This window comes from Halomonas sp. 707B3 (assembly GCF_024158645.1).
In the GTDB taxonomy this organism is placed as follows: domain Bacteria; phylum Pseudomonadota; class Gammaproteobacteria; order Pseudomonadales; family Halomonadaceae; genus Vreelandella; species Vreelandella lionensis.
On sequence record NZ_JAMZBE010000024.1, the window covers coordinates 15,312 to 34,398 of the forward strand.

Annotated in this window: 17 protein-coding genes; 12 read left to right on the forward strand and 5 right to left on the reverse strand. The window is 54.6% G+C overall.

Features of this window, described 5'->3' with window-relative positions; genetic code table 11:
* Positions 1–89 precede the first annotated feature (89 nt).
* The 3 genes from BIS10_RS05325 (at position 90) to BIS10_RS05335 (ending at position 1,828) form a co-directional block, all read left to right on the forward strand.
* Complete coding sequence (locus tag BIS10_RS05325; protein WP_253503178.1) at positions 90–554, forward strand: 2-hydroxyacyl-CoA dehydratase; 465 nt, start codon at positions 90–92, stop codon at positions 552–554.
* A gap of 156 nt (positions 555–710) precedes the next feature.
* Positions 711–1,340 carry a murein L,D-transpeptidase family protein gene (locus tag BIS10_RS05330; protein WP_083026390.1) on the forward strand — a complete coding sequence of 210 codons (630 nt, stop codon included), beginning with the start codon at positions 711–713 and terminating at the stop codon, positions 1,338–1,340.
* Between the two features lie 224 nt (positions 1,341–1,564).
* Positions 1,565–1,828: an Lpp/OprI family alanine-zipper lipoprotein gene (locus BIS10_RS05335; RefSeq protein ID WP_016914087.1), complete on the forward strand. Its 264-nt coding sequence runs from the start codon at positions 1,565–1,567 to the stop codon at positions 1,826–1,828.
* A gap of 99 nt (positions 1,829–1,927) precedes the next feature.
* Here BIS10_RS05335 and BIS10_RS05340 read toward each other — a convergent pair whose 3' ends face one another.
* Both BIS10_RS05340 and mfd read right to left on the reverse strand, forming a co-directional pair.
* Positions 1,928–3,061: a L,D-transpeptidase family protein gene (locus BIS10_RS05340; RefSeq protein WP_253503181.1), complete on the reverse strand. Its 1,134-nt coding sequence runs from the start codon at positions 3,059–3,061 to the stop codon at positions 1,928–1,930.
* 98 nt (positions 3,062–3,159) lie between these two features.
* Positions 3,160–6,609, reverse strand: a complete 3,450-nt coding sequence (gene mfd, locus BIS10_RS05345) for a transcription-repair coupling factor (protein ID WP_253503185.1) — start codon at positions 6,607–6,609, stop codon at positions 3,160–3,162.
* A 239-nt stretch (positions 6,610–6,848) separates the two neighbouring features.
* Here mfd and BIS10_RS05350 point away from each other — a divergent pair, with 239 nt between their 5' ends.
* The 9 genes from BIS10_RS05350 to sthA all read left to right on the forward strand — a co-directional run bounded on the left by BIS10_RS05350 (position 6,849) and on the right by sthA (position 16,586).
* Entirely contained in the window at positions 6,849–8,312 is a 1,464-nt protein-coding gene (locus tag BIS10_RS05350; RefSeq protein WP_253503188.1) for a glyceraldehyde-3-phosphate dehydrogenase, read from the forward strand.
* Between the two features lie 307 nt (positions 8,313–8,619).
* Positions 8,620–9,969 carry a Na(+)-translocating NADH-quinone reductase subunit A gene (locus BIS10_RS05355; RefSeq protein WP_253503191.1) on the forward strand — a complete coding sequence of 450 codons (1,350 nt, stop codon included), beginning with the start codon at positions 8,620–8,622 and terminating at the stop codon, positions 9,967–9,969.
* Complete coding sequence (locus tag BIS10_RS05360; protein ID WP_253503194.1) at positions 9,969–11,195, forward strand: NADH:ubiquinone reductase (Na(+)-transporting) subunit B; 1,227 nt, start codon at positions 9,969–9,971, stop codon at positions 11,193–11,195. Before BIS10_RS05355 ends, BIS10_RS05360 begins: the two co-directional genes overlap by 1 nt.
* Complete coding sequence (locus tag BIS10_RS05365) at positions 11,195–12,016, forward strand: Na(+)-translocating NADH-quinone reductase subunit C (protein ID WP_253503198.1); 822 nt, start codon at positions 11,195–11,197, stop codon at positions 12,014–12,016. The genes BIS10_RS05360 and BIS10_RS05365 overlap by 1 nt, the downstream gene beginning before the upstream one ends.
* A 2-nt stretch (positions 12,017–12,018) precedes the next feature.
* Positions 12,019–12,687 carry an NADH:ubiquinone reductase (Na(+)-transporting) subunit D gene (locus BIS10_RS05370; RefSeq protein WP_253503201.1) on the forward strand — a complete coding sequence of 223 codons (669 nt, stop codon included), beginning with the start codon at positions 12,019–12,021 and terminating at the stop codon, positions 12,685–12,687.
* 1 nt (position 12,688) lies between these two features.
* Positions 12,689–13,306 (forward strand): NADH:ubiquinone reductase (Na(+)-transporting) subunit E, encoded by a 618-nt coding sequence (gene nqrE, locus BIS10_RS05375; RefSeq protein ID WP_044628064.1) that lies wholly within the window; start codon positions 12,689–12,691, stop codon positions 13,304–13,306.
* Between the two features lie 68 nt (positions 13,307–13,374).
* Positions 13,375–14,607, forward strand: coding sequence for an NADH:ubiquinone reductase (Na(+)-transporting) subunit F (gene nqrF, locus BIS10_RS05380; RefSeq protein ID WP_083026396.1), 1,233 nt, complete (start codon positions 13,375–13,377; stop codon positions 14,605–14,607).
* A gap of 223 nt (positions 14,608–14,830) precedes the next feature.
* The gene (gene nqrM / locus BIS10_RS05385; RefSeq protein ID WP_044628062.1) at positions 14,831–15,085 is read left to right on the forward strand and encodes a (Na+)-NQR maturation NqrM; all 255 of its coding nucleotides are present in this window, start codon (positions 14,831–14,833) and stop codon (positions 15,083–15,085) included.
* Positions 15,086–15,194: 109 nt separating this feature from the next.
* On the forward strand, positions 15,195–16,586 hold the full coding sequence (gene sthA / locus BIS10_RS05390) for a Si-specific NAD(P)(+) transhydrogenase (RefSeq protein WP_213262601.1): 1,392 nt from the start codon (positions 15,195–15,197) through the stop codon (positions 16,584–16,586).
* Between the two features lie 67 nt (positions 16,587–16,653).
* On the opposite strand, the gene BIS10_RS05395 is transcribed toward sthA, so the two are convergent.
* From BIS10_RS05395 to holA, 3 genes are all read right to left on the reverse strand, one after another.
* A complete protein-coding gene (locus tag BIS10_RS05395) occupies positions 16,654–17,625 on the reverse strand; it encodes a PA2778 family cysteine peptidase (protein ID WP_253503202.1) in 972 nt (323 codons plus the stop codon).
* Complete coding sequence (locus BIS10_RS05400; RefSeq protein WP_054640985.1) at positions 17,603–18,001, reverse strand: PA2779 family protein; 399 nt, start codon at positions 17,999–18,001, stop codon at positions 17,603–17,605. Before BIS10_RS05400 ends, BIS10_RS05395 begins: the two co-directional genes overlap by 23 nt.
* A gap of 99 nt (positions 18,002–18,100) precedes the next feature.
* Positions 18,101–19,087, reverse strand: a 987-nt coding sequence (gene holA, locus BIS10_RS05405) for a DNA polymerase III subunit delta (protein WP_253503205.1), incomplete at its 5' end; no start/stop codon positions are given.

Sequence of the window (19,087 nt, forward strand, 5' to 3'; positions counted from 1 at the left end):
GCCAATAGCGTCTGGTTGCTTACTCTGATAGGTTGAAATGTGCCTATTCGCCACCACGTTGTATGGAAACAACGATACAGGAGACATGGATGCGCTATAACCAAGTCAAAGATCTCATTGAGTGGGCAACGGGTTATCATGGCCGCATGGCGCGCCAATACAGCGCTGGCGCAGAACAAGCCGAGCATGAGCGCCTAGCCATGGCGCTCACCTACCTAGCCGATAGCGAGCTAAAGATGAAAACAGGGCTTGAGGCGCTGTTTCACGATGGCTCGGATCATCGTGAAGTGTTAGAAATATGGTTTGACGATTCAAGCGACTTCCCCCAGCCGCCTGAGCTTGATGCTCTGGCAAAGCAGAGCGTGGCAGGTTCGATTGATGAGCTAACCGAAACAGCGGTAGAGTCCCATCGTAAGCTGCAAAGCCTTTATGAACATCGCGCTTCTCGGGCCAAAATTGAGCCCGAGGAGACGTTTTTTAGCGCATTGGCAGAAGGTCATAATGCAGAAGCTCGCAAGCTAGTCGCGAGCATGCAGGAGTTTGACGATATTTAGTGATCGTTGAATTAAAGTTTATTTCAGTGCTGCTCGTTATTCTGAACGCTAATTTGATGGTCGAAACGCTGACAATAGCTGTGTGAATAAGGTATAACAGCCGCCACTAATGCGTCCTCGGCCTAGCCACACTGGCCTGTATTTGAGAGCAAAATAATGTCTGTGAACCGTCGCCGATTTTTGGCGTTGGCACTGGGCTGGCCAGCAGTGGCTAGCGCAACTGCTACAAGCGCTGTGAATGATTATGAGCCAACCGATTTGGTTGAGACGCTGCTTTCTCGCGCTGCTGTGCCACGCCACAGTAGTGAGTTGTGGGTGCTAATTGACGATAAAGAGGCAACGCTGACCATTTTTCGCGGGAATGCGCTGGTAGAGCGTTTTGCGCCTATTTCATTGGGGCGCGGTGGCGCAAAAACCCAGCGAATTCGCGGCGATAACGTTACACCGCTGGGCGAATTCAGAGTTAATCGATTTAATTTCGAAAGCCAGTGGCATATCTTTATTGGTATCGATTATCCTACGCCACCTCACGCACGTATGGCGCTTGAAAAAGGTATCTACTCCCAAGCGGATTACGAAGCCTATTTTGACCACTACCGGCGTTATGGCTCTCCCCCGCAGAATACTGCGTTGGGTGGCGCTATTGGGATTCACGGAGTTGGCGGCGGTGATCCAGAGATCCATGGTAGCTTCCACTGGACCCAAGGGTGTGTGGCAGTCACCAATGAACAGATCGCACGTGTGGCCGAATTAGTAGATGTTGGCACACGCGTGGTGATCCGCTAGGCTTGTGTTGTTGAAGGAAGTTCTAGGTTTTAAATATGTGGCTATAGACAACCGCTGTGGTCTATTATAAAACAGCGTTTGACTTGCGTGCCTTGGTGCGTAACCCTGGTACAAGTCGCTGTAAAGAACCTGCACCGCAGGTAGACAAATTTAAGCTAACGCTTTAGCCTTATTTTTTGTCATACCCTTAACGTAGTACCCAAGGAAGACTCAAGGAGAACACTATGACTCTGAAGACTGCTCTGAAGATGACTGCCGCTGCCGCTTCTCTGGCAATCCTGGCTGGCTGTGCTTCTACCAGCGCTCTGGAAGAAGTTCGCATGACTGCTGAATCTGCACAGGCTGATGCCGCAGAAGCACGCAGCATGGCTTCACAAGCTCTGAACACTGCAAACCAAGCTCAGCGCGACGCGCAAGCTGCTCTGCAGATGTCTGAGCAGAACCGTGAAGAAATGAACCGCATGTTCCAGCGTTCCATGCAGAAGTAATTCTGCTTGGGCCGCCGAGCATGATGCATGTTCGGTGGTCGCTGTAGATGTGAAAAACCCCGCCTCGGCGGGGTTTTTTGTTGCCTAGCGCTTTACGCGTTAAGCGTCGCCTTCAACTCGAACGGTCGTGGAAAGCTCGACACCTTCCAAAATCCCCTCTAGCTGCTGAGTGGGCTGCGGCTCGGGTTCCGGCTCAGGGGCGGGTGCTTGCGGGCCATATAGCGCCACAAAGCGGCCGTCTGGTGCTTCCACCGCGCGTTTGACCTGCTCGTAATCCACTTCTGCTTGATCTTCTGCCAGTTCGCTGACCCGCTCAATGGCATTAAGCAGCGGCTCAAAGTTGCCTACGTTCTCTTCCAGCTGAGGGTAGGATTGCACAAACAGTGTGCCGTCTGCCGCCCAGCCTGCTTTAAAAGGCGCATCCATCAGGTTTACCTTAGTGCCGCTTGGTAGGCGTTCATACAGCGACTCGATATCTTCTGGGTACATGCGGATACAGCCGCGGCTAACACGCATACCTACGCCGTCAGGGCGGTTGGTGCCATGAATCAGATAACTAGGCATGGCCAGCAGAATGGCGTGGCGGCCCAGGGGGTTATCTGGCCCGGCCGGTACGATAGAAGGCGCAGGATCGCCGCGCTCTGCAGCCTCGCGACGCATCGAGGCCGGCGGTGCCCAAGCGGGGTCTTTTACCTTAACGGTGGTGCGGGTGATGCCCACTGGGGTGGCGAACTCTTCACGACCCACGCTAACCGGATAGGTTTCAACAATGCCTGGGTTATCGGCGGGGTAGTAATAAAGGCGCAGCTCGGAAAGGTTAACAACCACGCCTTCACGCGGCGCGGGGGGTAGAATATAGCGCGCAGGGATCACTACCTCGGTGCCTTCACCCGGTACCCATAAGCTAACGTCTGGGTTCGCCATGCGAATCTCTTCGTAGCCAATATTATGGCGACGAGCGATGTCAATAAGCGTCTCTTCGGGGTCCTCCACCGTAACGGTGTAGTACTCACCAATAATGTCGCCGTGCTCGGGCAGTCGGAAGTGGCCGCGCGGTAGTTCCTGCGCCTCAGCAACTTGCTCTGCACTAGCAGTGGCGTCGTCAGTAATCGCCACAGTGCTTTCGGCCTGCTCGGCCGACGGCTGTGCATAAACGGGGCCCACAAGGCTCGCTGCCAGCAGAACTGCCAGGCTGGTAGGTCCCCAACGGGTAATGTTCTTACGAATGTTCATGGTCGATCCTAATCAATGTATGCACTGCTGGTACGCATGGTAATGGGCAGCGATGCGTTACCGATATGTGCTGCTTAATGACAAGTTTGCCCCAAGGTTCACGCCGCCGCTACTTTTTGATTAAGGGTCGTTAGCAGTGCTTCAATCTTTTCGAAACGCTGTTCGACCGTTTCCATTGGAAATTCAAAACGTAAAGTATCGGAACCATCTAAGCGGTAGTGCTGGGGAGATTTTTGAATCAGCGTGACCAGCGTCAGCGGGTCTACCTGGGTGGTGGTGTTAAAAATCACGCGGCCGCGCTGTTCACCTGCTTCTATGCGCTCAACACCGAGCTGTTCTGCCCGGTGGCGCAGCTTCGTCTGCCGAATCAGATTCTTCAACGGCTGTGGCAGTAGACCAAAACGGTCAATCAACTCTACCTGCAACTCTTTAAGCTCGGTATCTGATTGCGTATTAGCGATGCGTTTATACATGACTAGGCGCTGCTGTACATCGTGAATGTAATCATCGGGAATGAGGGCAGGCAGATTCAGGCTTATTTCGACGCCTGTGTTGAAGGGCGCGTCGATGTTAGGGGTTTTGCCTGCGCGGATTGCTTTCACCGCCCGGTCCAGCATTTCCATATAAAGGGTGTAGCCAATGGTTTCCATTTGGCCGCTCTGCTCGTCGCCCAAAAGCTCACCCGCACCGCGAATTTCCATATCGTGGCTGGCCAATGTAAAGCCTGCCCCCAGGTCGTCTGAGGCGCTAATCGCCTCAAGGCGTTTTACGGCATCTCGCGTCATGGCTTTGGGTGGCGGGGTTAGTAGGTAAGCATAGGCCTGATGGTGGCTGCGCCCTACGCGGCCGCGCAGCTGGTGTAGCTGTGCTAGGCCGAACTTATCCGCACGCTCAATCAAAATGGTGTTGGCGCTAGGTACGTCAATGCCGGTTTCGATAATGGTGGAGCACACCAGCACGTTAAAGCGTCGGTGGTAGAAATCAGACATCACCCGCTCAAGGCTGCGCTCTGGAAGCTGGCCGTGGGCCACAGCAACGCGGGCTTCCGGCACTAGCTCGCGGATCTGTTCAGCAGCATTCTCAATGGTTTTTACTTCGTTGTGCAGGAAGTAGACCTGACCGCCGCGCAGGATCTCCCGCAGTAGCGCTTCCTTAATAATGCTGTTGTCGCGCTGCTGTATAAAAGTTTTTACCGATAAGCGCCTTGCGGGCGGAGTGGCGATGATAGAAAGGTCACGGATGCCGCTCATGGCCATATTGAGCGTACGCGGAATAGGCGTGGCGGTGAGTGTGAGAATGTCGATTTCCGCGCGTAGGGTTTTCAACTTCTCTTTTTGGGCGACGCCGAAGCGGTGCTCTTCATCGATAATCAGCAGTCCCATTTTGGGCAGCTCGACGCTTTTCGAGAGCAGCTTATGGGTACCAATAACGATATCGGTTTGGCCGTTTTTGATGCCTTCCAGGGTTTGCGTCATCTCTTTGCCACCGGTAAAGCGCGAGATTAGGCTGATATTGACAGCAGTGTCGGCAAAGCGGTCGCGGAAGTTCTCAAAGTGCTGGCGTGCTAGCAGCGTTGTCGGCACTAGCACTACGACCTGTCTGCCGGACTGTACGGCGAGGAAGGCGGCGCGCATGGCCACCTCGGTTTTACCAAAGCCGACGTCGCCACATACCACGCGATCCATTGGCTGTGGCGACACCATATCGCTAATCACCGCCTCAATGGCGGCTTGCTGGTCGGGTGTTTCCTCAAACGGGAAGCTGGCTGAAAAGCGAACGTACTCATCTCCCGGTGAGTCGTACACCGTGCCTTGCTGGGCTTCACGGCGGGCGTAAATATCCAATAGCTCTGCGGCGGTGTCGCGAATTTTTTCAGCGGCTTTGCGGCGGGCTTTCTCCCACTGGTCGGAGCCCAGCTTATGCAGCGGGGCGAGTTCGTCATCGGCGCCGCTATAGCGTGAAATAAGGTGCAGGCTATCCACCGGTACATACAGCTTGGCGCCGTCGGCATAGGAGAGGGCGAGAAACTCGTTGGCCTGGCCGCCCGCTTCCAGAGTCTCCAGGCCCAGGTAGCGGCCTACGCCGTGGGCTTGGTGAACCACCGGTGCTCCTTCGCGCAACTCGGAGAGGTGGCGGACCGCTAGTTCGTTATCGTCGGTGGCTTTTTCCCGCCGACGGCTTTGCCGTACGACGTCGCCAAACAGCTCGGTTTCGCTAATTACCGCGACATCGGGCTCGGTGAGCCATAGGCCACTACCCACCAAGCTTTCCGTTATAGCGATGTGCTCGCTGCCTGCTAAAAAAGCCTGGAAACTATCGCTATGGGGCAGCGATAGTTTCAGCGGGGAGAGGACTTCCTCCAGTGCTTCCCGCCGCCCGCGGGACTCGGCAACAAACAGCATGCGGGTCTTGGGATGGTTATCCAAGAAGCTCGCCAGCTCGCTCAGCGGCTGTTTGGCGCGCGCATTAATGGCCAGAGAAGGGAGTGCTTGGGCCAGAGGAGCAAGCGCATGGCGTTGGCTGTCGTCCTCAGTGAACTCAAGGCGAGGCCGCGCTTTAATGGCTGAAAACACTTCGTTAACCGGGAAGAACGCCCGGTGAGGCGGTAGTAGCGGCCGCGTAGGGTCAACACCTAAATTCTCATAGCGCGATTCAATCGACTGCCAGTGCTGCTCAGCCGCGTGGAAAACGTCTGGGAGCAAGGCGATGCGAGTGTCTTCGGTGAGATGCTCAAACAGCGAGGCGGTTTCCTCGAAAAAGAGCGGTAAATACTGCTCTAGCCCAGGAGAGGGAATCGCTTTCAGAGCATCGTTATAGAGCGGGCACTGGCGCGGGTCGACATCAAACAGGGTTTCAAACTGCTCACGAAAGCAGGCAATCGCGCTGCGGCTTAGCGAGTATTCATGGGCAGGCAGCAGTTCGATGACATCCACTTTGTCGGTAGAGCGCTGGCTGCCGGGGTCGAAGTGGCGCAGTGTGTCGATCTCATCATCAAATAGATCAATACGAATCGGCTCATCCATGCCCATGGCAAATAGGTCGATAATCGCGCCGCGCATGGCGTATTCGCCCGGCTCATAAACGGTCTCTACCGCACGATAGCCTGCCCGGGAGAGCGATTCGCGGAATGTTTCGCGATTCAGCGTGGCCCCCGCCTTTAGCGTCATCACGCGGCCAGCGATATACGAGACAGGCGGCAGCCGCTGCATGAGGGTATTGACCGGCACAAGCACGATACCGCGCACGCCATCCTGCAGCAGGCGCAGCGTTCTCAGCCGAGCAGAAATAATATCTTGGTGGGGCGAGAAGCTGTCGTAGGGTAAGGTTTCCCAGTCGGGGAAGGGGAGAACCGGTACGCTGCTATAAAAAGCGAGATCTTGTTCCAGCCTCTGGGCGCTGGCGGTGTTGGGAGTGATCACCAGTAACGGTGCGCTTGACGCTACCTGAGCTAGCGCCAGGGCAGTCGCACTGCCCGGCGGCGCTTGCAAATAGAGCGTATCGCGAATCCCTTGCGGCTGAGGCGGTTCGAGCAGAGAGAAAGAAGGCATAGTAAAGGTATCGTTTTGCGCAGAAACGGAACCTGAATCATACACGATCAGCCCTTTCACGCAGAGGCCCTAAGGTGAAGCGGGCTTTGTGAGCCTATTTGGTACTACATGAATACTGTTTGTAGTCAATGCCCTTTTTCTGTAATACCCCTACATGTTGTGCGACTATCCATTCATTGCGGCTCCCTAATAAGCCCCGGATAATATCCCCACATCCCCGTTACCCAATGAGGCCGCACGTGAGTCAGCAAGCTCTCGAAAACGTTTTTCAGGAATGGCAAAACAATGAAGCTCTGGCTGAGCAGATGATTCCGCTGGTGGGTCAGCTCTATCGCCAGAACAACGTTGTTGCCACCATGTTCGGACGTTCCCTGATCAAGCGGTCGGTCATTCGTATACTTAAAGATCACCGCTTTGTGCGCAAAATTGAAGGCACAGAGCTGTCGGTAGAAGATACGTACCCCATCGTAAAAGCGATGAGTGAGATGAACCTGGGGCCTGCTCACGTCGATGTGGGTAAGCTAGCAGTGAGCTTTAAGCGCCAGGGCGGTGGCGACCTTGATGCGTTTTTGCGCCATGAGCTAGGCGAGATCATCGACGGCTTTCAGCCGGGCGGCAGCAAAGGCGAGCCTCAAGACGTCGTGCTGTATGGTTTTGGCCGTATTGGTCGCCTGCTGGCGCGCGTGATGGTCGAGAAGGCTGGCGGCGGAAACCTACTGCGTTTGCGTGCCATTGTGGTGCGCGGCCGTGGTGATGTGGCGAAAGACCTGGAGAAGCGTGCCAGTCTGCTGCGCCGCGACTCGGTTCATGGCCCGTTTGATGGCACCATCGCCGTGGATGCTGACGCGCGTACGCTGACCATTAACGGCAACGTGGTGCAGGTCATCTACGCCGACTCCCCCAGCGAAATTGATTACACCACCTACGATATTCATAACGCGGTGATTGTTGATAATACCGGTATTTGGCGTGATGAAGCGGGTCTAGGCCAGCACCTTGAGTGTAAAGGTGCAGCAAAAGCGCTGCTGACGGCGCCGGGTAAAGGTGACATCAAAAATATCGTATTCGGCATTAATCACGAAACGATTGGCGATAATGACCGCATCGTGTCGGCGGCTTCCTGTACGACGAACGCCATTGTGCCGGTGTTGAAAGTACTCAACGATGAGTACGGTGTGGCGACAGGGCACGTTGAGACCGTTCACGCCTATACCAACGACCAGAACCTGATTGATAACTATCATAAAGGTGATCGTCGTGGCCGTAGTGCGGCGCTTAACATGGTACTGACCGAAACAGGCGCAGCTAAAGCGGTTGCTAAGGCGCTGCCGGAGTTAGAAGGCAAGCTGACTGGTAACGCCATTCGTGTACCGACCCCGAACGTATCTATGGCGATTTTGAACCTGACGCTGGATAAAGGTACCGATGCAGACGCGCTGAACGACTACCTGCGCCGTATGTCGATTGATTCTGCTTACCAAAAGCAAATTGATTTCGTTGACTCTGCAGAAGTGGTTTCTTCTGACTTCGTTGGTAATCGCCACGCGGGCATTGTTGATGCCAAAGCGACCATTGCTAACGGCAATCATGCAGTGGTCTATGTCTGGTACGACAATGAGTTTGGTTATAGCTGCCAGGTCATTCGTATTCTTCAGCATATGTCGAATGTGCAGTTTTTGAAGCTGCCACGTCAGGCGAGTTAATTAGTGCGGGTCCGTAGTGCGCTAAATTAGGGCATTACTTAAAACGTTGAATCAACGCCACCTTCGGGTGGCGTTTTTTGTACCAGAAACAAATGCACTACAAATGCATATAGCACTTTTGGAGGCCATCAGGGATGTGGTCATTGGCCGCGCTTATCTTTATAATGCGATAGATTTTTCGGGGTGGTTCAAGCTTGCTTGGGCCTGACTGGTAACAATCTGAACAGAAAATAAGAATTCACTGAGCAGAAAATAAGCATTCGAACCCCTTACCTTCGTATATCCGATCCATCAACTGGGCGAGACTATGATCGAAGTCAAAAAAGGCCTGGATCTCCCCATCACGGGAGCGCCCGAGCAGCGTATTGAAGATGCGCAGCCTGTGCGTCACGTGGCAATCCTGGGCACTGACTATGTTGGTATGAAACCAACAATGGAAGTTCAGGAAGGGGATAAGGTCAAGTTAGGCCAGCTTCTCTTCACCGACAAGAAAATTGACGGCGTGCGTTTTACCGCGCCTGCCGGTGGTGAAGTAGTCGCAATTAACCGTGGCGAAAAACGTCGTCTGCTGTCTGTGGTTATTAAAGTCGATGAAAATGAAGAAGCGATGACATTTGCTTCTCATGATCGTGGTGCTTTAGGACAGCTTGATCGTCAAGCCGTTGTCGACCAGCTTGTTGAGTCAGGACTTTGGACTGCCCTGCGCACCCGTCCTTTCTCACGCACGCCAGCCATCGATAGCGTTCCTGCCGATATCTTTGTCACCGCTGTAGATACTCATCCGCTAAGCGCTGACCCTGCCTTTATCATCAATGAAAATGCCCAGGCATTTGAAGACGGCCTCAAGGTGCTAACCCGCCTGACCGAGGGCAACGTTTTTCTGTGCACGGGGGATAATGCTTCCGTATCAGGCAGTGATGTTAGCGGCGTCAAAACCGAAAGCTTTGCTGGGCCGCACCCGGCTGGTTTGGTAGGCACGCATATCCACTACCTCTCGCCTGTAGCGCTGCACAAAAAAGTGTGGCACATCGGTTATCAGGACGTGATTGCCTTCGGTAAGCTGTTTGTTGAAGGCAAGCTGGATATGAGCCGCATTATTGCGGTGGGTGGCCCGCGTGCTGAAAAACCTCGCCTGTTGCGTACCCGTATCGGTGCTAGCACCGAGGAACTCTTGGCAGGTGAAGTCATCCAACCTGATGACACTCGTGTGATTTCCGGCTCAGTCTTCTCTGGTGCTGCCGCTGAAGGCAAGGTGACTTACTTAGGTCGTTTCCATAACCAAGTAAGCTTGCTGGAAGAGGGTAATAAGCGCACCTTTTTGGGATGGCTTTCCCTGGGTGCCAATCGTCACTCGGTAATGGGTATCTACCTCTCCAAGTTCAAAGGCTTGAGTAACTACGCGCCGACCACCTCTACAAATGGCTCCGAGCGTGCCATGGTGCCGGTGGGTAACTACGAGCGCGTCATGCCGTTGGATATTATGCCAACGCAACTGCTGCGTTCGCTGATTGTGGGCGACATTGAGGTTGCCATGCAGCTCGGGTGTCTTGAGCTGGACGAAGAGGATCTGGCGCTGTGTACCTACGTTTGCCCCGGCAAATATGAGTACGGCCCCATCCTGCGTGACAATCTCACCATGATCGAGAAAGAGGCCTGATGATGGGTATTCGACAAACACTCGATAATCTCGAGCCGCACTTCCATAAAGGTGGCAAGTACGAGAAGTTCTATCCGCTTTACGAAGCGGTAGATACCATCTTCTATTCGCCCCCCAGTGTTGCGAAAACCACGTCACATATCCGTGATGGCGTTGACCTTAAGCGCATTATGATCACCGTTTGGTTGTGTACCTTCCCGGCCATGTTCTTCGGTATGTGGAACGCAGGTTGGCAGGCTAACACGGCGATTGAAGCAGGTTATGCTTCTATGAACGGCTGGCGCGAAGCCATCATGATGACCCTGGCGGGCGGTCATGATCCGAGCAGCCTGTGGGCGAACTTCGTGCTGGGTGCGACCTACTTCCTGCCTATCTACCTCGTCACCTTCGTGGTAGGTGGGTTCTGGGAAGTGCTGTTCGCCATTAAGCGTGGTCACGAAGTTAACGAAGGCTTCTTCGTGACTTCCGTGCTGTTTGCGTTGATTCTGCCAGCTACTATTCCGCTATGGCAGGTAGCATTAGGTATTACCTTCGGTGTCGTGATTGGTAAGGAGATCTTCGGTGGTACCGGTAAGAATTTCCTTAACCCGGCGCTGACTGGCCGTGCGTTCCTCTACTTTGCTTATCCGGCGCAAATTTCCGGTGACGCAGTATGGGTAGCAGCCGACGGCTACACCGGTGCTACTGCGCTTTCTATGGCGTTCCAAGACGGTATGACTGCGCTGACTAACGCTTACAGCTGGTGGGATGCCTTCCTAGGCTTTATCCCTGGCTCTGTTGGCGAAGTATCGACGCTGGCCATCCTGATCGGTGCTGCCGTACTGCTGTGGACCAAGATTGCCAACTGGCGCATCATGCTGGGTGTATTCCTGGGTATGGTGATTACCAGCACGCTGTTCAACCTGATCGGTTCTGAAACCAACCCCATGTTCGCGATGCCGTGGTACTGGCACCTCGTCATTGGTGGGTTTGCCTTCGGTATGGTGTTTATGGCGACTGACCCTGTGTCCGCTTCCATGACCAACCAAGGCCGTTTGGTATTTGGCGCGCTGATCGGTGTGATGACCGTTCTAATCCGCGTGGTAAACCCGGCGTTCCCGGAAGGCATTATGCTGGCCATTCTATTCGCCAACCTGTTTGCGCCGCTGATTGACCACTTCTTCGTCCAGGCCAATGTGAAGCGCCGTCTCAAGCGCACTGGTACACCGGCCGAGGAGACTGCCTAATGGCACAAGGTAATAACTCCATCAAGAAAGTCCTGATCGTAGCGTTCTCGCTGTGCATCGTGTGCTCGGTCATCGTTTCGACGGCGGCCGTCGCACTACGCCCAGCGCAGCAGCTCAATCAGGAGCTGGACCGCAAAACCAACATCCTTAATGTGGCGCGTCTTTACGAGCCGGGTATGGATGTGGAAGAAGCGTTCAGCAGCCAGATTACTGCCCGCGTTGTTGAACTGGAAACCGGTGAATACACTGACCAGTTTGACCCCAGTACCTTCGATGGTTTTGAAGCAGCGCGCGACCCAGCTACTGGCCGCACGTTGTCTGGCGACCGTGATATCGCAGGTTTGGCGCGGGTTGAAAACTACGCCACCGTTTATCTCGTGGGCGATGCTGAAAACCCCGACCAGATTGTTCTGCCTATTCGTGGGCAGGGCCTGTGGGGCCGCATGATGGGCTTCCTCTCTGTTGAAGGGGATGGCAACACCATCGTCAGTATCACGTACTACGACCACAGCGAAACGCCGGGTCTGGGTGCTGAGGTAAACAACCCGCGCTGGCAAGCCCTGTGGGAAGGTAAGGAGGTTTACAGTGAAGAGGGCGACCTTTCACCGGAAATCCACCTGACCAAAGGCGGTGCAAGTAACGAGCACGAAGTCGATGCGCTTTCCGGTGCTACGCTGACCAGTAACGGCGTGACCAACATGCTGCAGTTCTGGCTGAGTGAAGAGGGCTTTGCTCCTTACCTGGCTAAATTCCGCAGCGGTACCGAGCCATCAGACGCCGAAGACACCGAGACTGACTTCGACGATGTTGAGGGGGCCTGATCATGGCGGATGTAAATGCAAAAGGCGTTTTAACGGCGCCGATTTTTAAGAACAACCCCATTGCACTGCAAATCTTGGGGATCTGTTCTGCGTTGGCGGTCACCACCAGCATGAGCGTTTCGCTGGTAATGGCGTTGGCGGTAATTTTTGTAACTTCCTTCTCGAACTTGTTCGTATCGCTGATTCGGAACCATATTCCGTCCTCGATCCGTATCATTGTTCAGATGACCATCATTGCCTCGCTGGTGATCGTGGTTGACCAGATCCTCAAAGCCTATGCTTACGAAATGTCTAAGCAGCTGTCGGTTTTCGTAGGTCTGATCATCACTAACTGCATCGTGATGGGCCGCGCGGAAGGTTTCGCGATGTCCAACACGCCGGGCCTGTCATTCCTGGACGGTATCGGTAACGGTTTGGGCTACGGTTTCGTTCTGATGGTGGTAGGTTTCGTTCGTGAACTGTTGGGTGCTGGTAGTATCTTCGGCTTCACTGTACTGCCGACCATTCAGAACGGCGGCTGGTACGTGCCGAACGGCCTGCTGCTGCTGCCGCCTTCTGCCTTCTTCATCATCGGTCTGTTGATCTGGGTACTGCGCTCTGTCAACCCCGAGCAGGTAGAAGAGAACGAGTTCAAGATGAAGCACAACACCAAGCCGAAGGAGGCCGTGTAACATGGAACATTATCTAAGCCTTTTCGTTGCTTCGGTATTTGTTGAGAACATGGCACTAGCCTTCTTCCTGGGCATGTGTACGTTCCTTGCGGTATCCAAGAAGGTGTCCTCTGCGATTGGCCTTGGGATTGCGGTTATCGTCGTACTGACGATCACGGTTCCGGTCAACAACCTGGTATTCACTTACCTGCTGCAGGAAGGGGCGCTGACCTGGACCGGCATTAGCGGTGCTGAGAATATCGACCTGTCATTCCTGGGTCTGCTCTCTTACATCGGTGTTATCGCGGCACTGGTACAGATCATGGAGATGTTCCTTGATAAGTACGTACCGTCGCTTTACAACGCGCTGGGCGTTTTCCTACCGCTGATCACCGTAAACTGCGCCATCCTGGGTGGCGTACTGTTCATGGTAGAGCGTAGCTATAACTTCGGTGAGGCCGTGGTATATGGCTTCGGCGCTGGTACCGGTTGGGCGCTAGCAATCGCTGCTCTGGCGGGTATTCGTGAAAAGCTGAAGTACAGCGACGTGCCGGGCGGTCTGCAGGGCCTTGGCATCACGTTTATCACCGTTGGCTTAATGTCACTGGGCTTTATGTCCTTCTCTGGCATTCAGCTTTAATCGGAGCCGGTTTTCTCGGCAGCCTAGGCTGCCGAGGTACAGAAAACCTTCAGCAATAGGAAACCGACATGGTTGATACATCTGTCATCTTGCTCGGTGTTGTCATGTTCACGGTCATCGTTATTAGCTTAACGGCGATCATTCTGGCAGCGCGCAGCAAGCTAGTGAGTAGCGGGGACGTGACCATTGAAGTCAACGGCGACCCTGAGCACACCCTGAAGACCCAGGCCGGCGGCAAGCTTTTGAACACCCTGGCGGCCAACGGTATTTTCCTTTCTTCTGCCTGTGGTGGCGGTGGTTCCTGCGCCCAGTGTAAGTGCCGAGTAGAAGAGGGCGGCGGTTCTATTCTGCCGACTGAAGAGTCGCACTTCACCATGCGTGAGAAGAAAGAAGGCTGGCGCCTCTCTTGTCAGGTTCCTGTGAAGCAGGACATGAAAGTAGAAGTGCCGGAAGAAGTCTTCGGCGTTAAGAAGTGGGAAACCGAAGTAACCGCCAACCCGAACGTGGCGACCTTCATCAAAGAGCTGAACTTGAAGCTGCCTGAAGGTGAAGAAGTTGCCTTCCGCGCCGGTGGTTATGTACAGCTGGTAGCGCCGCCTTACGACATCAAGTTCTCTGACTTCGATATCGAAGAAGAGTACCGTGGCGACTGGGAGAAGTTTGGCCTATTCAACATTTCCCACAAGAGCAACGAGGAAGTCATCCGCGCCTACTCCATGGCGAACTATCCGGAAGAGAAAGGCCTCCTCAAGTTCAACATTCGTATCGCAACTCCGCCTCCTGGCAGCAGTCATCCGCCGGGCCTGATGTCCACCTACGTCTTCAACCTGAAGCCGGGTGACAAGGTAACGGTGATGGGGCCGTTTGGTGAGTTCTTCGCCAAAGACACCGACGCTGAAATGGTCTTCATCGGTGGTGGTGCGGGTATGGCGCCAATGCGTAGCCATATCTTTGACCAGCTCAAGCGTCTGAAGTCGACTCGTAAAATTTCGTTCTGGTACGGTGCGCGCTCCTGGCGTGAGACCTTCTACAACGAAGAGTACGACCAGCTGGCGGAAGAGTTCCCGAACTTTGAGTGGCACTTGGCACTCTCCGATCCGCAGCCGGAAGATAACTGGGAAGGCCCGACGGGCTTCATCCACAACGTGCTGTACGAAAACTATCTGAAGGACCATCCGGCACCTGAAGATTGTGAGTTCTACATGTGTGGACCGCCCATGATGAACGCCTCTGTTATTAAGCTACTGCTTGATATGGGCGTTGAGCCGGAAAACATCCTGCTGGATGACTTCGGCGGCTAATATCGCATCAGCGAACGTTAGAAGCGGGGCTAGCCTTTGGGCTAGCCCCGTTTGTTTTTGTTTACCGTTTTGTTGGTAGATGCGAAGTATCCGTGCTGAAAAACGCCCAATGCCTGATCATTTTGCGGTGGCTGAGGTACAATGGGCGGTAGATTTTTAAGGCACTTATCGGCACAAGTATTGTCGGCAGGTGAGATACCTAACGTAATGCTAGGAGGACAACATGGCAATTTGGCTACTGGTATTCGGGTTTATGGCGCTGATTATGGGCGCGATGGCCGTTGGCGTGCTGATGGGGCGTAAACCCATTGCAGGCTCCTGCGGTGGGCTTAATCAAATCGGCATGAAGGATGGCTGCGATATCTGCGGCGGTAAAGACGAAGTATGCGAAGAAGAGAACCGCAAACGCGGTAGCGTACGGCGCCGTAGTGATGAAAGCCGTGGCGCCGACTTAGGTTACGATGCAACGCGCCGCTAACCGCTGATGCTACTACGCGTTAAATAACATCAAACGCTCGCTTAACCGCGGGCGTTTACGTATGCGCTAATGAATTGATGATGTCAGGGAACAAGGAGATCCAAACCGTATGGCGGTTCACAATTACGATGTCGTGGTGATCGGTACCGGCCCCGCCGGAGAAAGCGCTGCTATTAATGCTGCTAAGCACGGTATGCGGGTGGCGATAATTGAGAAACAGGCCCAGGTAGGCGGTAACTGCACCCACTGGGGCACCATTCCTTCGAAAGCGCTGCGCCATCAGGTAAAGCAGATCATGGCGTTTAACACCAACCGCATGTTCCGCGATATCGGTGAGCCCCGCTGGTTCTCCTTCCCAAAAGTGATGGAGCGCTCGCGCGGTACCATCGACAAACAGGTTGAAATGCGCACCACTTTTTATGCGCGTAACCGCATTGACCTGTTCCACGGCGTCGCCCGCTTCAAAGACGAGCACACCGTTGTAGTGCGCGACCGCCAAGAGGGCATGGAAGAGCTAGTGGCTAAGAAAATCGTTATTGCCACCGGTTCGCGCCCTTATCGCCCGGCAGATATCAACTTCCGCCACCCGCGTATCTACTGCTCCGATACCATCCTGAGCCTGTCCCACACGCCGCGTACGCTGGTAATTTTCGGCGCGGGCGTTATCGGTTGTGAATACGCGTCCATCTTCTCGGGGCTTGGCGTGAAGGTAGATCTGATCAACAACCGGGATAGCCTGCTGTCGTTCCTGGACGATGAGATCAGTGATGCGCTCTCTTATCACCTACGCAAGCACGGCGTGCTGATTCGTCATAACGAAGAGTACGAGAGTGTCGAGGGTGATGAAGCAGGCGTAGTGGTACGCCTGAAATCCGGTAAGAAAATCCGTGCCGATGCATTCCTATGGGCCAACGGCCGTACTGGTAACACCGACAGCTTAGGGCTGGAGAACATCGGCCTGGAAGCGAATGGCCGGGGCCAGCTCAGCGTGGATGAGCACTACCGCACCTCGATTCCGCATATTTACGCGGCGGGCGACGTCATTGGTTGGCCAAGCTTGGCCAGTGCCGCCTACGATCAGGGCCTAAACTCCTGTAACGAGCTGCTGGAAAAAGAGTACCGCTTTGTCAGCGATGTCCCGACTGGTATCTACACCATCCCGGAAATTAGCTCTTTTGGCCCCAACGAGCGTGAGTTGACTGAAGCCAAAGTGCCCTATGAAGTGGGCAAGGCGTTCTTTAAAGATACCGCTCGCGCCCAAATCACCGGCGACACGGTGGGCATGCTGAAAATTCTGTTCCATCAAGATACGCTAGAGATTCTGGGTATCCACTGTTTTGGCGACCAAGCCTCCGAGATTCTGCACATCGGTCAGGCGATTATGCAGCAGAAGGGCGAAGCGAATACCCTGAAGTACTTCGTGAACACCACCTTCAACTACCCGACCATGGCAGAAGCTTACCGGGTGGCGGCGCAAAACGGCTTAAACCGCGTCTTTTAAGCGGCCACAAAAAGGGGGCGCTATGCCCCCTTCGTGTTTATAACCATCCCCTTCCGTTAGCCATACCTTATAGCGATTCCAACAGCTGCTGGGCGCGGGGCTGCCATTCTCCTTCTAGTGAAGCAGCTTGGCTTAGTGACTTCCTGGCGGCGTCGCTATTCTCTTGCTGAAGCTGCAAGATGGCTAGGTTAAGCCATGCGGCCCCCATGGCGGGGTCTAGTTGGGTAGCGGCTTCAAACGCATCTAACGCTGCCTGGGGTTGTTCTGCTGCGTAAAGCGCATTGCCTAACGCGAACTGCCCCAACGGGTTGGCGGGGAAGCGTTCGCCAAACGCCTGCCAACTGCTGAGCGTTTTTGCAGGCCCATGCTGCTCTTCAAAGGCGCTAATCGCTTCCAAGGCGTTGCGGGCGGTCACGCCCTCCGGCAGACTGCCCGGCTCGCTGACCACAAACCCCCAGCGCTCAGTACGTGCCCACGTAGCATCAAAACGGCTAAACGACAGGGTGTGCCGCTCGATTTCACCGCTGCGCAGAACAAGCGTCTCGTTAGGCAGATCAAAGCCAATTGCCACCGCGTAGTGCCACATGGGGAAAGCGGGCAGGGCAAGGTTCTGCATCACTACCACCGGGTCGCCAGCTTCCAAGTGAGTGAGCAGTGCATCCATGGTGCCGCGAATAGGAATCGCCAACTGCTCGTAGCGGCGCACGGTGGCCAGCATTTCTGGCTGAACGCTGCCGTCACGCCCTGGCAAAAAAACCTGAGGAATCAGCTCGTCTAAGCTAGCATCGACGCCTTCGTGATTGAGCACCATGGCCAAGGTAGCTGGGCCGCACTGGTATTCCGTTTGGGCGAAAAACGGCACCTCGGTAAGCTCGGTTTGCGGCGTCAGGCTCGCTTTGGTGCTTTCAAGCAGTACCGGGCTGCGTGCGCAGCCGGTTAGCAGTAGAAGCAGCAGGCTTAACAGTAAAACGCCCGCAGTGCGGGCGTTAACATAACGGTTCATCATCGCGGATGAATTAGCGTGTGAACGGGTAAACATCGGTTAAACCGAGAATGTCCGTTACCAGCAGAATCACAAATACCGCGAACAGCGCACCAATCACACCAGCACCGGCGGGCAACTGCTCAAGCTGCTGCGCCATTTGCTGGGCTTCGGCATCGCTCAGGGCCGCCACACGCGCTTCAACGTCAGCAGGATTAACACCCTGCTTTAGCAGTTGATCTTGCACATCGGCACGGGCGAGGATTTCATTGATACGCTCGCGGTCCGCACCGGCACGGTCGCCTGCTAAAACAGACTGCGTTGATACCAGATCCATGCCTTGCGGGGCGGTAGGGGCCGCCACAACGGGCAGGCTGGCAAACACTAACGCAGCAATCAAAAGGGTCGAGAGGTAAGCACGCACTGTTTTCATTGTCTTCATCCTTAGACTTATCGGGGAGCAAGCTATGAGTAGCTTGAGTGATTAGTATAGAAACAAACAGCGAGTGTTTTAAGACGAAAATGCAAAGTGCTAATTATTTGCACTAATGCGATAGGTCCAGGGCGTTTCCGCCAGGATGCCTTTTGCCCCTGCCATGGTCATGGCGAGGTCGTGCAGCCCCGGCCATAGCGGCACGGCAGATGCCCCTTTCACCGCTAAATCCAGGCGCTGGGCCATTAGTAGCAGTTTGTGTAAACGCTTCATGGAAAGGCGGCTAATGGCTTTTTGATAGGACGGGCGACGTTTATCAAAAATCATCGGCTTTTGGGTTTTACAGGCGTGCTCAAAGCTCTGGCCCTGATCCAAATGCTGATGCAACGACAGCAGAGTGCGCAGCTCGCGGGTGAGCGCCCACAGTACAATCGGCGCTTCGACGCCTTCGCTTTTTAGGCCGTTCACAATCCGCGAGGCACGGCTGGGTTCGCCCTTCAAGCAGGCATCCGCCAGATTGAATACATCAAAGCGGGTGCTGTCTTCCACACCTTGGGCAATATGTTCGACGTTGAGCCGGGTGTTAGCCGGGTAGATCAACGCCAGCTTTTGCAGCTCTTGATCAGCCGCCAACAGGTTGCCTTCGGTACGCTCACCCAGCAACCGTGCCGCTTCCAAATCAATCTGCAGGCCATGGTGAGAGGCTCTGTCGCGAAGCCAATAGCCAAGCCTTGAGGCATCTACCGGCCATACGGGAACAAAAATTCCCTGTTTATCTAAGGCTTTGAACCAGGCGCTTTTCTGCTGCTTGGCATCGACTTTGCCCATGCTGACCAATAGCAGGTCGTCGCTGCCATCCATCATTTCCGCATATTGAGCAAGCGCCTTGCTGCCTTCCTGCCCCAGCTTTTGATTGCCCAAACGCAGCTCCAACAGTTTGTTGGTGGCAAACAGCGAGAGGTTGCTCGCGGTTTCCAGGAGCCGCCCCCAGGCAAAGTTGGGCTCCACATCCAGCACTTCGCGCTCTTCGATACCCGCTTGGCGGGCGGCGGCGCGCACGGCATCGCAGGCGTCACGATGCTGAAG